The sequence below is a fragment of the Paenibacillus jilunlii genome (genome assembly GCF_900102965.1).
Taxonomy (GTDB): domain Bacteria; phylum Bacillota; class Bacilli; order Paenibacillales; family Paenibacillaceae; genus Paenibacillus_AQ; species Paenibacillus_AQ jilunlii.
In genome coordinates, this window is record NZ_FNGM01000008.1 from 161,901 (window position 1) to 177,166 (window position 15,266).

Sequence of the window (15,266 nt, forward strand, 5' to 3'; positions counted from 1 at the left end):
TGGTGACAGTGTCACCATAACTCTAAAACGTCAATTAATTCATTTTATAAAGAGTAGGGCAGAAGTGACTGACATTACCTATAACTGTTAATGTTCGTCAAACGCCTGCAAATGATTCCCTGAGAGCTGCAACGCTGATGTGCGCCAGCGAAGGGACCACAAGGTTGGCGGCTCCCAGTGTTTCCGGTGAGCCAATTCCTACACTGCGCATGCCGGCACGGATGGCGGCGGTGATTCCGGCTTCGGCATCTTCGAAGACGACGCATTGCCCGGGTTCAGCGTAGGTTGCTTTGGCACCGAGGAGGAAGACCTCGGGATCGGGTTTGGCGGCGCTGGTATGCGTACCGTCGATGATGGCATCAAAATAAGGAGTAAGGCCAGTGTTGTTCAGAATCAGCATCGCGTTTTTGCTGGCCGAGCCAAGGGCAGTCTTGATTCCCTGGGCACGGCAATCTTTCAGAAAATCCAGCGCACCCGGCAAAATCTCCGAGCTGTCCATCTTGGCGATGTATTCGACGTACCGGTTGTTCTTCTGTTCGGCCAGCTCGGCTTTGCGGGTTTCGTCCAAGGTAAGGCCGCCGATTTCCAGCAGAATGTTCAACGAGGCTGTCCGGCTGACGCCCTTAAGCCGTTCATTGTCTTTCTCGGTGAAGACGAAGCCCAGCTGCTCGGCCAGCTCTCTCCAGGCGATGTAATGATATTTGGCGGTGTCGACGAGCACGCCGTCCAGATCGAACAAACAGGCTTTGATTTCTGACATATTGAACCTCCTAAAAGTAGTGTAAGCTCCGGCTCCCTGCTACTGCATCGTACAATGCCTTTGCAAAAGGGAGAGCGGGTCATACGCATTGTCATGATAAGTGAGTAAAAATTTAGCCAATTACGCCAAACTTGTGAAAATCCTGCATAGTATGCAACAATCCGGTTGTTAAGGTCGCCGAATGGGCAAAAATCCTGCACAACGTACAACAAACTGGGGGCTTAACCCGTCAAACTGGCAAAAATCCTGCACAACGTACAACAATATGCCTGCTGTTAGTGTTACCTTCATATGTAGCGCAAACGTTTGTACAAGTTTCGAAAAAATAAATGAAGCATCGGTTGCTTCATTTATTTTGTTGAAATATAAGAATTTAGATGTTTCACGCCACAATTTATCCTTATATTTCCCGCTGAAACGGTACCGTCCTTTGTAAGGACGGCGTATCCGTTTCAGCTTGCCAAATCACTTTTTTACGGGTGAGTGCATGGATGACTCTCTGACGATCAAGCGGTGGGGAATCACGAACCGGTTCGTGTATCCGTCATGGTTATCCGGCTTCTGGATGCTCTGGATCAGCACCTGGGAAGCTGTGTAGCCAAGATGATAAATCCCGATATCGATACTGCTGATCGGTGGACTGGACAATTCCGACAATGGAATATTGTTAAAGCTGACGATCGCCAGATCCTCAGGAACTTTGTAGTTCAGCTCATTAAGCCCTCTCAGTACACCGAAAGAAACCATATCATCGACTGCGACGAGTGCTGTGGGACGGTTCGGGAGATTCATGAAAAAAGACATCGCCCTATAGCCGCTGTCCTGCAGAAACTCGCCTTCGACAATCCATTCTGCCCGCATTTCCAGTCCGCTGTTTGCCATCGCTTTGCGGTAGCCTTCCAGCCGGTCGCGTGAAACGATGAGATTGGGCGGCCCGCTCACGAAGCCAATGCGTTCATGTCCCATGGAGATCAAGTGGTTGGTAGCATCGAAGGAAGCCATGATATTATCATTATCCACCGATAAAATATCCTCATAGCGGTCACTTCGCCCTACCAGAACAAAGGGATAGCCACCCGATTCCAGAAAATCAATCACGGCATCATCTTTGCGTGAATACAGCAGAATAACGCCGTCAACACGGCGCCCCTTGAGCAGCCGGGATACAGATTCCAGCTCTTCCTTCTCGTTCGCGCCCGAGCTGATCAGCACATCATAGCCGGAACGGCTGGACTGTGTAACGATCCCGCGGATTAATTCCATAAAAAATAAATTGGAGAACAGCTCTTCAGCCGGCTTCGGTAGTATGATGCAAATGCTGTTCGTGGTCTTCGAAACCAGGCTTTTGGCCATCATATTCGGAGTGTAGCCCATATCCTCCATAATCTCTTTGACTTTACGGGAAGTTTCTAGGCTAATTCTGGGATGACCTGACAACACCCGGGATACAGTGGAGGGAGATACTCCCGCTTTCTTAGCCACGTCCTTGATGGTAACTGTCATAGAAACCTCCTCATGGAACCGTTTGCTTTACTCTGTAATATTAATCGAAGTGCTGTTAATTGTAAATAGTGAAACTCCTTTTCAGGAATATTTGCAGCAGTCCTGCTGGAGAGAGGGAATTAGCAGTCCCCTGAACTTCTCCCTGGTACAGACGATTATACTAGGGGAAGGGATACTGACGTTTCAGGCTGGGGCAAGGAAGCAGGGGATGTTTGTTAAGGAAGTGCAAACGAAACAATCCGCTTTAGCTTACGCAAGATAAGGCTTATTTTAATGTTGCTGAATTCTGAATCTGTGCAAAAGTGTGCGATTTTAGGGTGTGATTTTGTGCAAATGAAGCCATGTATGTAATCTGGATAGGTGAAGCAGACGCTGCGCACTATTCGAAATGGAGGTTGACAACATTCCAGATACTGGATTAGTATGGTGAACAGAATAGAAAAAGCGCTTACATTTGCTGTTTTTAGCCTGCCATTTTGTATCAATGTTTGAATTGATGAAATGAAGTGTGACATTCCGTTATTTGCAAACGTTTGCGCATGAACAAGCGATTCAGAGGGCAGCACTGATATATTCTGACGGGAGGAGGGGAACCAAAGGGAGCAGGCTTGAGTGGCTTGAGGACAAAATTTCAATTATGGGGGGTATCCGTAATAATGAAATGGGCATTATGGGGCAAGAAGGCATTCTCGGTTACTATGATTGTGGTGCTTGTATGTTCCTATTTTTCTTTTTATCCAGGCAGTGTGGTGAATGCGGCAGCGTCCAAGGTTGTGCTTGTGGGCAGCCTTCAATCGGAATTATCCACGGAAGCTGAGCCTGCGGGGGACTGGGACCCTGCTGCCAGCGTGACGGAGATGACCTATGTGGACAATGGACTGTACAGGTTCACGGGCATCTTGCCCGCCGGTGACTATGAGTACAAGATCGCACTGAATGGCAGCTGGGAGGAAACCTACGGATACGGCAATTATACCAATTCCGCAGGAGTCAATAAGGACGGCAATATTCAGATATCGCTTGCTGCCGAGACCAGCGTCACCTTTTATTATAATGACCTCACAAAAAAAATTGCAGATTCCACGTACTACACACCGATTGAGGCTGATAAGCTGCCTAGGCTGACCGGCACTCTGCAAACGGAGCTTGGCGATGCTCAGGATTCTTCTCTAGCTGATGCGAAAACCACGTTGTCCGATCCGGATTTGGATGGAGTCTATGAACGGTCGGCTGAACTTCCCGCAGGAGAATATGCATATAGAGTCTATGTTCCCGGAGCTACACCGGATGCGGATATGCTGTATCCTGGCGGGGATCAGAAGCTTAATCTTCCTGCCGCTTCAAAAGTCACCTTTACGTACAACGCGCAGGATCATGGGGTGAATGCCTCTTTTACCGTGCCGGCTGCTCCAGGAGCAGCCGCTCCTGTACCGGAGGGGCAGCTGCGGATTCATTATAGCCGGACAGCCGGGGATTATGCCGGTCAAGGACTATGGATGTGGGATGATGTGGCTGCGCCATCCGCGAGCTGGCCGGCAGGTGCAACCCCTTTTCCTGAAGGGCAGACCGATGCTTATGGAGCTTATGTCGATGTGCCGCTGAAGGCGGGAGCGAAAAAAGTCTCGTTCCTCGTCGTCAACCGCAGTACGGAGGCCAAAGACGGAGGCAACAAGGTGTTCACGATCAATACGCCGCAGACGAATGAGGTGTGGGTTAAGGAAGGGTCGGATACCGTGACGCCGTATGAACCGGTTGTACTGCCAGCCGATACGGTCCGGGTTCATTATGCGAGAGCAGACAGCAATTGGAGCCAGTACGGATTATGGCTGTGGGATGAGGTAGCCACTGAACCGGTAACCTGGCCGGGTGATGCTGTTCCTTTTCTTGCGGAGCATACGGATGCTTATGGTGCCTATGTGGATGTTCCGCTTAAGGCGAATGCCCAAAAAATAGGCTTCCTGGTGGTCAACCGTTCCAGCGGCGATAAAGAGGGAGGCGACAAGGCCTTTAAGCTGCTGGACCGCTACAATCAGCTGTGGATTAAGCAGGGGGATGATCATGTATATGTATCCCCGTTTGGCGAGCAGCCCGTGAGCCTGGTGTCGGCGGAAATCCTCTCGACCACCAAAATTCTGCTCACCTTCACGTTAACCGACGGTCTGGATGCTGCCGGATTAAAGTCCGCCATAACAGTAACGGACAAAGAGGGTGCTCCGGTTCCTGTCACTGCCGCAGCTGTAAAAAGCACGACATCGGTTGAGGTGGACACAGCCGCCTTTGCGCTGGAGAAGGCTCCGCTGAGCGTAGCTTATGCCGGCAAAAATGTATCCGCTTCCGCAGGCTGGCGGATGATTGATGAAATGTACAATTACACCGGAGACGATCTGGGCGCCACCTATCACCCGGGTGACCAATCGGCTACCTTGAAGCTGTGGGCACCTATGGCCAGCGGTGTCGTTGCGAATGTGTACAGCAAGACAGATGCCGCGCAGCAGGTGGGACAAGTAAGCCTGACCCTAGGCGATAAAGGCGTCTGGTCGGCAGAGCTGAAGCCGTCGGATCTCAGTAAGGCTGCAGCAGCAGAGGATGTGCGTGGCTACTACTATCAGTATGAGGTGACCAATAACGGCGTAACCAAGCCGGTGCTTGATCCGTATGCCAAGTCGATGGCTGTGTTCACCGTGGACAGCACGGGGGCGGCAGGACCTGACGGGGATACGGTTGGCAAAGCGGCTATCGTTGACCTGAGCGGCACGAACCCGCCGGACTACCGGGCTGGGGATATCCCCGGCTACGAGAAACGCGAGGATGCTGTTATTTATGAAGTCCATGTACGGGATTTCACCTCTGACGTATCGATAGAAAGCGAACTGGGCGGCGAGCGCTGGGGTTCGTATGCGGCTTTTGCGAAAAAGCTGGATTATATTAAATCCCTGGGCATCACTCACATTCAACTGATGCCGGTCATGGCCTGGTACAATGGGGACGAAACGCAGATGGCCAACAGGGAGTCCGGCTATTCAACCCAAAACAATGAATACAACTGGGGATATGATCCCCATAGCTATTTCTCGCCGGATGGCGCTTATTCGCAGCAGCCTGCTGATCCCGAAGAGCGGATCAGGGAGCTGAAGGGCCTGATTGATGCGGTCCATGAGGCGGGTATGGGTGTAATTTTGGATGTCGTCTATACCCATATGGCGAAGAAGGATTTTCTGGATGATATCGTACCGAACTACTACGCATTCCAGGATGCAAACGGCAACTTTGTCGGCGGCTTCGGCAACAATCTGGCGACCAGCCACAAGATGGCCGAGAAGCTGATGGTGGATTCGGTCAAATACTGGTTCAGCGAATATAAAATTGACGGTATGCGCTGGGACATGATGGGCGATGCCACCTACGATGCCGTTCAGGCGGCTTATGATGCCGCTGAAGCCATCAATCCGAAGGCGCTGTTCATCGGGGAAGGCTGGAAAACCTTCGCTGGGGATGCCTCCGATCCGGCACTGGCCGGCAAAGGCGCAGATCAGGCATGGATGGACAAAACGGACAGCGTTGGCGTATTTTCCGATGAATTCCGCAATGAGCTGAAGTCCGGCTATGGCTCGGAAGGCGAGCCCCGGTTCATAACGGGCGGAGCGCGCTCTATCGCCACGATTTTTAACAATATCACAGCCCGGCCTTCGAACATTCCCGCAGATGATCCGGGAGATGTTGTGCCATACATCGAAGCTCATGACAATCTGACGCTGCATGATGTCATTGCGCAGACGATCAAGAAGGCCCCGTCGGTTCCTGCCAATGAGCTGGAAATTCAGAAGCGGATCCGATTGGGCAATCTGCTGGAGATGACCTCCCAAGGTACAGCCTTCATCCAGGCAGGCCAGGAGTATGGACGCACAAAGCAGTGGAAAGCTGCCGGAGTTCCTGAGCAGAAATATACGGAAATGAAGGATGCAAACGGACAGTCTTTTGGCTATTTCATCCATGATTCCTATGATTCGTCGGATGCGGTCAATAGGTTTGACTGGGCCAAAGCGACAGACGAAATGAATTATCCGGTTCAGAATACAACAAGGGCATACACCTCCGGGCTCATTCAGCTGAGAAAATCCACCGATGCTTTCCGGCTTGGCGATAAAAGTCTGGTGGACACGAATATCAACCTGATTACTGCACCGGAGATCAAAGCAACCGACCTGGTGATCGGCTACAAGAATAAAGCGACCGATGGAACCGGAATCTACTATGTGTTCATGAACGGTGACAATGCCGCCAGAACTTTGACCCTTTCCGAGGACTTAACCGGAGGCCAGGTGCTTGTGGACAATGATCAAGCCGGGGTGACGGCGATTCCTGTAGAAAGCCTGAGCGGCTTCACACTAACGTCAAATTCAATTACCATTGACCCTCTTACTGCTGTGGTCATCCGCAAGGATGCTGCTGCCGCTGTTTTGGCTTCTTTGGGAACGGATAGCGCGGGATATGCGCTGCAAACCGGCAGTACGCATCAGACAGCTGTAACAGCCAAATACGATGACGGCAGCGCAAGAACGGTTACGAATGCAGCATCCTATATCTCCAGTAACCTGGCGGTTGCCACGGTAACAAGCAAAGGACTGGTCAAGGCCGTTAAGCCGGGAACAGCCACAATTACAATCACTTATGGCGGACTCTCTGCCAAGGTGAACGTGGAAGTGACCAAAGAGCCGGTAGACACCAAACGGTATGTGCAAATTACCTATGTCCGAGACGACAAGGATTATGCTGACTGGAATCTCTGGGTGTGGAATACGGGCGTGAAGAACGATCAGATCGATTTCACCACCTTTAAGGATGGCAAGGCCAGTGTGCTGATTGAGGTGGCACCGAATGCGACGAGTGTCGGTTTTGTCCTCCGCAAGGGCACGGACTGGAATACCGGCAAGCAGGATTATCCGGATGACCGGGTCATTCCGCTGACGGCGGGCGAAGCTTTTACCAAAGTGATTGTGACCAGCATGGTAAAAGAGCTTGATATCAAGCCTGCGATTGGCGGTCCGGTGATGAGAGACGGAACGATCACGTTCCGGTACAGGGATGATGCGCTGTTCCGCACAGGTCATCAGGAAGCCATCAGCGGGGTTAAGGTTAAGGTGAACGGCAAAGAGTATCCGATGGCTTATGAGGCAGCGGAGGAATGGTTCAGCTATAAGCTGAAGGATGTGCAGGAAGGAACGTACAAATATAGTTTTCTTGTAACCAAAGATGGAGTGACCGAAGAGCTGACTGACCCGAAAAACACCGTAAACGGTGAATCCGTTGTAGTCTATCATATCCCGGAAGTTACGATTACTGCGGCAGTTCAGCCGGAGGCCATCACCTCCAATGAGAATGCAGTGGTTACGGTAAAAGCCGCTTCCGGGGAAAAAGTATCCTACGTGGATGGTTATATGGATCTGTCCGCCCTTGGCGGGCCGGAAGCAGTGAAGCTGGATACAGAGCTCATGCAGCAGACGGTTGCAGTGAAGAACAGCGTGCCGACAGGAATAAAAAGCATTCCAATTACCCTGCTGGATCAATATGGGAATACGCACAAAGGCACTGCCCGGGTTGAAGTGAAGGCGAGAATGTATACGGGCGGCCCGCTTGATTTTGATTGGGATGAAGCGCGGATCTACTTCGCTCTTACGGACCGGTTCAAGGATGGGGATGCTGCGAACAATGCGGACGTTGATACAACCCACCTGGAAGCCTATCACGGCGGGGATTTCCGCGGGATGATCGACAGTCTCGATTATCTTCAGAAGCTGGGGATCAATACCCTGTGGATTAGCCCGGTTGTGGACAATATCGATTTCAACAAAGGTGCCGATTTCGGCGGTACGCAGTATGGCTACCATGGCTATTGGGCTAAGGATTTCACTCAGCTGGATGAGCATCTGGGCGACATGGCAACCTTCAAAGAGCTGATTGAGAAAGCCCATGACAAAGGCATCAAGATCATGGTGGATGTCGTGCTGAATCATGCCGGATACGGCCTGAAGGCAGAAGATAACTATCCGGGTGTTACGGCTGAGGATAAGGCGCGTTTTGACGGTATGCTCCGCACGGATGGCATATCCGCTGATACGGACCCGATCAAGGGTGAGCTGGCAGGCCTGCCCGATTTCAAAACCGAAGATCCGGCGGTCCGCCAGACCCTTATCGACTGGCAAACCGGCTGGCTGGACAATGCACGGACGGAGCGCGGCGACACGATTGACTATTTCCGTGTGGACACCGTAAAGCATGTGGACAGCACAACCTGGAAAGCGTTCAAAAATGCGCTGACCGCCATCGATCCAGCCTTCAAGCTGACCGGGGAATATTTTGGCGGCACGCTGGACAATGACGGAGGCAACCTGCACTCCGGCCAGATGGATGGCCTGCTGGATTTTGGCTTCAAGAACGCCGCGAAGGATTTTACAGAAGGTAAAATCTCGGTTGTGGATACGTATCTGCAAAACCGGGAAGCCCAGATGGACAACACCGGGATGATGGCTCAGTTCCTGAGCAGCCATGACGAGAACGGCTTCCTGTCTAATTATGTAGATGGAGACAAGGGCAAGCTGAAGATTGCTGCCGCCTTGCAGATTACGGCAAAGGGACAGCCGGTCATTTACTACGGGGAAGAACTGGGACGTTCCGGTGCCAATTCCGGGGACATCTCCAAAGGAGAATTCAGCAAGAACCGCGGGGATATGCCATGGGATCAGCTGAATGCAGAACAGGGGCTTCACGATCATTATCAGAAGCTGCTGAATATCCGCGCCAAGTACTCACAAATCTATTCCAAAGGTATCCGTACCAAGCTGGCAGGCTCCGATGAGCTGGGGTATCTGGTTTTTGGCAAGCAGTATGACGGAACGAACATTGTGACGGCCATCAATACAAAGGCTGAGGCGGTATCGGTAAGCCTTCCGGTCCCTTTTGCCGCACAGGTTGCGGTTGTGGATGAATACAGCGGCAAAACCTATACGGTATCAGGGGATCAGAAAGTGACTGTTGAACTACCGGGCAGAGGTGACGGCGGAACGGTTATACTGGCCGCTGTGCCGAAGGTGACGCCTACGCCGACGCCGACAGCGACACCAACACCGGCGCCAACAGCAACGACAACACCAACACCGGAGCCTGGAGGGGTGTCCGGTTGGAATCCGGTAGTTGTGGCAACAACTACCCCTGCTGCGGATACGCAGCTTGTTAACGGGGACAGCCTGAAGAACGGCAAGGATGGCAAAGTCACAGTGGAGCTCGCTTCAGGCAAACAAGCGGCGCTTCTTCCGCTTCAGGCTGCGGCCATACTGGGGACAAATGATCTGGTGCTCAAGATGAGCGGTCTTTCCATAACGCTGCCTGTCCAGGTTCTCCGCACCATTCAAGGAACCTTGACTGGAGCGGATGCAGAAGGTGCGCAGATTCTATTGGGCGCGGCACCGCTTGCAAGCAATGCGGCAAGCGCTCTGCTTGCGGGCCTTAGCAAGGATAATATGTCGGCAGCTGCGGCATCGGACCTCTATGAGCTCAGACTTGAAGTGATCCGCAAGGACGGTAAGAAGATCCCCGTGACCTCGTTCGCAGAACCGGTCAAGCTGGCCTTCCAGCTTAAGGTGAATCCCGACAAGGAATTGCTTGGTGTCTACCATTTGGGGGACAACGGTTCACTACAGTATGTTGGGGGATCGCTGCAAGGGGATGTCATTACAGCCGGGGTAACACATTTCAGCAAATATGCAGCGCTTGTGATCAATAAAGTCTACTCAGATGTTCCGGCTGCCTTTTGGGCAGAAGCAGCGATTAAGTCACTTAGCGCGAAGCAGGTGATTACAGGTGTTACGGCATCCGAGTTCAAGCCCGGGAACCCCGTCACCCGTGCGGAATTCACCGCACTCCTTATGCGTGCGCTTAGCCTTCAGGCTCAAGGTGAGACTGCATTCGCGGGTGTGAAGGCAGGAGAGCAGAGCGGATTTACGGATGTGAAGACGGGAGAGCAGAATGGATTCACGGATGTGAAGGCGGATGCCTGGTATGCTTCCTATGTGTCGGCTGCAGTCCGTCAGGGAATTGTAACTGGACGCAGCAGGGACTTGTTCGCACCGGATGCTGCGATCAGCCGTGAGGAGATGGCTGTTATGATGATCCGGGCGCTGGAGATGAAGCAAGGCAAGAAGCTTGAACCGGTCAACGGCGGAGTGCGGTTTGCCGATGCTTCCAGCATCAGCCCGTGGGCTGCCCCATATGTGAGCGCAGCAGCAGAGCAGGGACTCCTTCAAGGCAGAGCAGGCAACAAGTTCGTACCTGAAGCTTGGATGACCCGGGCCGAAGCTGCCCAGGTGATCTATAGATTGCTTGGGAAGTAGCCCGTTCAGGGAACAGGAGCTGAGTAAATCAACAAAGTAAATCAAACCAGCAAAGTGATTCACCAGAATATAGAGCAAAGTAAAACAATAGGAGTAAAGCAGCAAAGTGGATCAACATTGTAAGGTAGCAAAGTATAGCAACAGAAGTAAAGTAGCAAAGTAAATGAATAACACCCAAAGGGCACTCTTCACCAGGAAGAGTGCCCTTTGGGTGTTGGAAGATATGTCCTGCATCTTTCATTGAGCGCAGCATAACGTTAAGTGGAAAAAGTAAAACTAATTGGCTGAAAACCCCGCCGCAACAAGGTTTAGTGGGATTTTGTCCACTTAAATCAAGGCATTTTACCTCATTTAGCTGGTTATGGCCGAAATAGTGATACTTTTTCCCACTAAGCCAGCTCCAGGAGCCGGGCGAGCCGGATTAGTGATACTTTTTCCCACTAAGCCAGCTCCAGAAGGTGGACGAGCCGGATTAGTGATACTTTTTCCCGCTAAGCCAGCTCCAGGAGTCGGACGAGCTGGCTTAGTGGTACTTAACCACACTCCAAATGCCGGGCGAGCCGGAATCGTTATCCTTTTTCCACTTCGGATGATCGTTCGGCTTCGACAGGGCCAGCAGCCGATACTCCTGCTGGCTGCTTACACCGGTAATAGCTGCCGTGTTCTGTTACAGCAGCGCTTTAAGCACGGCATAGCCGTAGGCGGGCAGCTTGATCGACAGTTTGCCGCGCTCTGCACGCACGGTGTCGCCGGTGAACAGGTTCTCCCAGTTGCGGTCCTCTACATCGAGGGAGAAGGTTTGCGCTGTTTCCTCTGTGTTGACGAGCACCAGGATGATATTATCGCCCAGACGGCGTTCGTAGGCGAGCTTGCTTCCCTGCGGTCCGGCTTCCAGGAAAGTAAAAGTACCAGTGCGGAGCGCCGGATGGCTGGTGCGGATTTCAATCAGCTTGCGGTAAAAGCTGAACAGGTCCAGATCCTGATTTTCCGGGTTCCATTCCATGCATTTGCGGCAGCCCGGATCCCCTTCGCCGTCCATGCCGATTTCGTCACCGTAATAAATGCAAGGCGTGCCCATGAAGGTGAACTGGAACAAAGAGGCAAGCTTTTGCTTATTTTTGTCCCCTTCGGCCAGAGTCAAAAGACGCGGCGTATCATGGCTGTCCAGCAGATTGAAGGCTACTTCGCTGGCTTGCAGCGGGTAGCGGGAAAGCTGTTTGCCAATGGCGTTGGCGAAGCCCTCGGCATCCAGTGTGCCATAGACAAAAAAGTCGAGCACGGCATCGGTGAAGGGGTAATTCATGACCGCATCGAATTTGTCGCCTTCCAGCCAAGGCGAGGATTCATGCCAGATTTCGCCCAGGATATAGGCATCCGGATTCGCCCGTTTGACAACCTTACGGAAATCACGCCAGAACTCAAGATCTACCTCGTTGGCAACATCGAGCCGCCAGCCGTCAATGCCTACCTCGGTGATCCAGTATTCCGCGACCTTCAGCAAATATTCTTTTACAGCGGGATTCTCGGTGTTCAGCTTCGGCATCAGGGGCTCGAATGCAAAAGCATCATAAGTCGGAATATTATCGACTACCTGCAGCGGAAACTCACGGACATGGAACCAGTCTTTGAAGGGGGAAGCTTCACCCTTTTCGAGTACATCCACAAATGGGGCAAAGGTCCGGCCCGAATGGTTGAACACCGCATCCAGCAGCACGCGGATTCCGCGTTCGTGGCAGGCGGCGACCAGTTTTTTCAGCGTCTCTACATCTCCGAAATGAGGATCGACCGACATATAGTCTTCCGTATCATATTTGTGGTTGGTGGTGGCGGTGAAGATCGGGGTGAAGTAGATGCCGGTTATGCCGAGCTCGCTTAAATGATCCAGATGGTCAATGACCCCTTGCAGGTCGCCGCCGAAAAAGTTCTCCGGTGTAGGCGTTTCGCCCCAAGGCTGCACATCGGCCGGATTCCGGCTGGGATCGCCATTTGCAAACCGCTCAGGGAAAATTTGATAAAAGACAGCGTCCTTCACCCAGGCAGGCGGAGTAAAAACGTCACCACGGTTTATGTACGGGAATTCAAACAGCCGGTTGGGATTCGCCGGGCGCTCAGTCACAAACTCACTTTCTGTCATCCAGATGCGCTCATGCCCTTTTTGCAGCAGAAATCCGTATTTCAGCCGCCGGTACGGGGGCACCGAAGAACACTCCCAATAATCGAACATTGCATCTGATGTGAAAAGTGTCATCGGGATCAGCTCCTTGGTAGCATCCCAGGCATATTTGTCGCCGGCCCAGGCGAAGACCTCGGTTAAATCCCCTTTTTTGGCGCGCAGGCGCAAATGGATCGTCTCGTGATCATAAGCATAGGACCAGTTTAACCGCGGGCGGTGGTAGACAGCTTCCAGTAACATTCAATAATTCCTCCTAAAAGTTTTGTTTCCTTGACCAGCATTGTGCAATATGGACTATGGCAGCAAACGCCTAAGGTAGGTAAGCATAAGCAGCCTGAACAGCACCCGGACAAACGGCTTTCGACAGCGTCGGCGGCAGAGGCGGGGGTATCCTTTGTGCCTTATTGCCCGATTTATGTTAGTTGCACTGATGGGCGCATTATCTGTCCACAAAACAAAAAAAGGTACAACTGACGGTGGTAGCTTGTCCGAGGTTGTACCTTTTTTGAAGTTACATTGCCTTCTAGTTGTTTGCAGGAATGTCTGTCCGGCAGATGAGGCTGCTTATAATGTTTTGGATTATAGCATGGAATAATTATGGGTTCAACACTTTAGTTCAAACCATTGCACAAAATTTTAGAAGAAGGAAAACCGGTTTTCCTTCAGGATAAATAAGCAATAAAACACAATGAAATCCATTAAAATACAATAAAAGGATAATAAGAAAACGTTTCTCAGAGTTGCAGAAATTATTTGTTGTAAATCAGTAAGAATAGGAGCTTCCTTTTGAAAAAGGAAGGAAAACCGGTTTCCCCTCAGCGAAATGGGCAAATATGCTTAAATATACTATGTGCAAACGTTTTTACAATTAACATTACTGTTGTATTATGAAATAGAGGAATGAAGCGCTTTCTGGAACTTGCCGAAGCGTATTATAGACGGGGAACAAATAAATCCATACATATTTTTTGAAACCCCTGAAATCGTTTGCGCAAGATCTGGGACAACATCATAAGTGCAAAGCAAGATACACAAATTAGGAGGGGTTAAGTCAATGGAATTGAAAAAGCTTATGGTTCTCACCGCAGCATTCTCTATGGCAGTGTCCATTACAGCGTGCAGCTCTAACAACAACGGCAATAATGGGGAAAATGCTGCGGCAACCACCGCGCCAGCAGATAATGCAACAGCAACTAATGCTGCGAACAGCGGCGACGCTGCGGCAGTAGGCGACATTAAACCGGAAGAGGGCGCATCGCTGCTCGTATGGGAGAGTAAAGAAGAGAGACCTTTTGCCGAGGAAATGGCCAAGGAATTTACAGCTAAATATAACGTTCCGGTGAAAATTGAAGAGGTGGCACCACCGGATCAGGTAGGCAAGCTTACGCAGGATGGCCCATCCGGCCTGGCTGCAGATGTTGTGCTGATCCCGCATGACAATCTGGGCAAAGCTGCAAGCGCGAGCCTGCTGCTTCCAAACGATATCTTTACCGAGCAGACCAAAGCTGAGAACACGGAAGCTTCCATCGTAGGTTCCTCCTACGGCGGCGAATTGTACGGATACCCAAGAGCGGCAGAAACCTATGCCCTCTACTACAACAAATCACTGGTCAAGGAAGCGCCTAAAACCTTCGATGACGTAATTGCCTTCGGCAAAACGTTCACAGACAAAGCCAAAAACAAATACGGAATTATGTGGGAAGTCGGCAACATGTACTTTGGTTATCCCTTCATTGCCTCTACGGGCGGCTATTTGTTCGGCAAAGACGGAACAGACAAAGACGATATCGGCCTGAACAATGAGGGTGCGGTTGAAGGGTTGAAAACTTTCGTCAAATTGAAGGAAATACTGCCAGTCAAGAGCGGTGATATCAGTGCCGACATTAAGCGCAGCTTGTTCAGCTCGGGCGATGTAGCCATGGATATGACAGGTCCTTGGGAGCTTGCAGCCTACAAGCAAGCGCTTGGCGATAAGCTGGGGGTCACTCCAGTACCTACGATCGACGGTAAAAAAGCAATTACGTTCTCCGGTATCAAGATTTTCGCTGTCAACGCCTACACGCAATATCCGAATGCAGCGAAACTGTATGCTCACTTTGCTTCAACCAAGGAAGCGCAGCTTAAGCTCAATAAAATCATTGGCTCGATTCCAACCAATAACGAAGCACTGAAGGATCCACAAATTACGGGCGATCCATATATCTCCGCTTTTGCTGAGCAGGCCACGAACTCTCAGCCAATGCCGTCCATTCCTGAAATGGGCAACGTATGGAGCCCTGTGAATGCAGCACTTCCGGAAATCTGGGATAACAATGCAGATCCTAAGGCGGCTATGGACAAAGCAGTACAGCAAATCAAAGACCTCAATAACGGTGCAACTGCGAAGTAACAGCAGTTTTTCAACAGCAAAACAATAGCACACAGTGGAATTCACTCGCCCGCCGCT

The 15,266-nt window shown here is 51.3% G+C and carries 5 protein-coding genes; 2 read left to right on the plus strand and 3 right to left on the minus strand.

The genetic code is table 11. From position 1 onward, the window contains the following. Nucleotides 1–97: 97 nt before the first annotated feature. A complete protein-coding gene (pgmB, locus tag BLQ82_RS15555) occupies nt 98–760 on the minus strand; it encodes a beta-phosphoglucomutase (protein WP_062524647.1) in 663 nt (220 codons plus the stop codon). 465 nt (nt 761–1,225) lie between these two features. After that, entirely contained in the window at nt 1,226–2,263 is a 1,038-nt protein-coding gene (locus BLQ82_RS15560) for a LacI family DNA-binding transcriptional regulator (protein WP_062524646.1), read from the minus strand. Between the two features lie 656 nt (nt 2,264–2,919). Between BLQ82_RS15560 and BLQ82_RS15570 the strand changes: the two genes are divergently transcribed. Then, the gene (locus BLQ82_RS15570; RefSeq protein ID WP_062524641.1) at nt 2,920–10,647 is read left to right on the plus strand and encodes a pullulanase; all 7,728 of its coding nucleotides are present in this window, start codon (nt 2,920–2,922) and stop codon (nt 10,645–10,647) included. A 667-nt stretch (nt 10,648–11,314) separates the two neighbouring features. Here BLQ82_RS15570 and BLQ82_RS15575 read toward each other — a convergent pair. Then, nucleotides 11,315–13,060, minus strand: coding sequence for an alpha-glycosidase (locus tag BLQ82_RS15575; protein ID WP_062524640.1), 1,746 nt, complete (start codon nt 13,058–13,060; stop codon nt 11,315–11,317). A gap of 814 nt (nt 13,061–13,874) precedes the next feature. Here BLQ82_RS15575 and BLQ82_RS15580 point away from each other — a divergent pair. Beyond that, on the plus strand, nt 13,875–15,209 hold the full coding sequence (locus BLQ82_RS15580) for a sugar ABC transporter substrate-binding protein (RefSeq protein ID WP_062524638.1): 1,335 nt from the start codon (nt 13,875–13,877) through the stop codon (nt 15,207–15,209). Nucleotides 15,210–15,266 lie beyond the last annotated feature (57 nt).

Excerpts from the sequence above, each read along its gene's own strand:
- pgmB (WP_062524647.1), bottom strand. The coding sequence starts at position 760 with ATGTCAGAAATCAAAGCCTGTTTGTTCGATCTGGACGGCGTGCTCGTC.
- BLQ82_RS15560 (WP_062524646.1), bottom strand. The coding sequence starts at position 2,263 with ATGACAGTTACCATCAAGGACGTGGCTAAGAAAGCGGGAGTATCTCCC.
- BLQ82_RS15570 (WP_062524641.1), top strand. The coding sequence starts at position 2,920 with ATGAAATGGGCATTATGGGGCAAGAAGGCATTCTCGGTTACTATGATT.
- BLQ82_RS15575 (WP_062524640.1), bottom strand. The coding sequence starts at position 13,060 with ATGTTACTGGAAGCTGTCTACCACCGCCCGCGGTTAAACTGGTCCTAT.
- BLQ82_RS15580 (WP_062524638.1), top strand. The coding sequence starts at position 13,875 with ATGGAATTGAAAAAGCTTATGGTTCTCACCGCAGCATTCTCTATGGCA.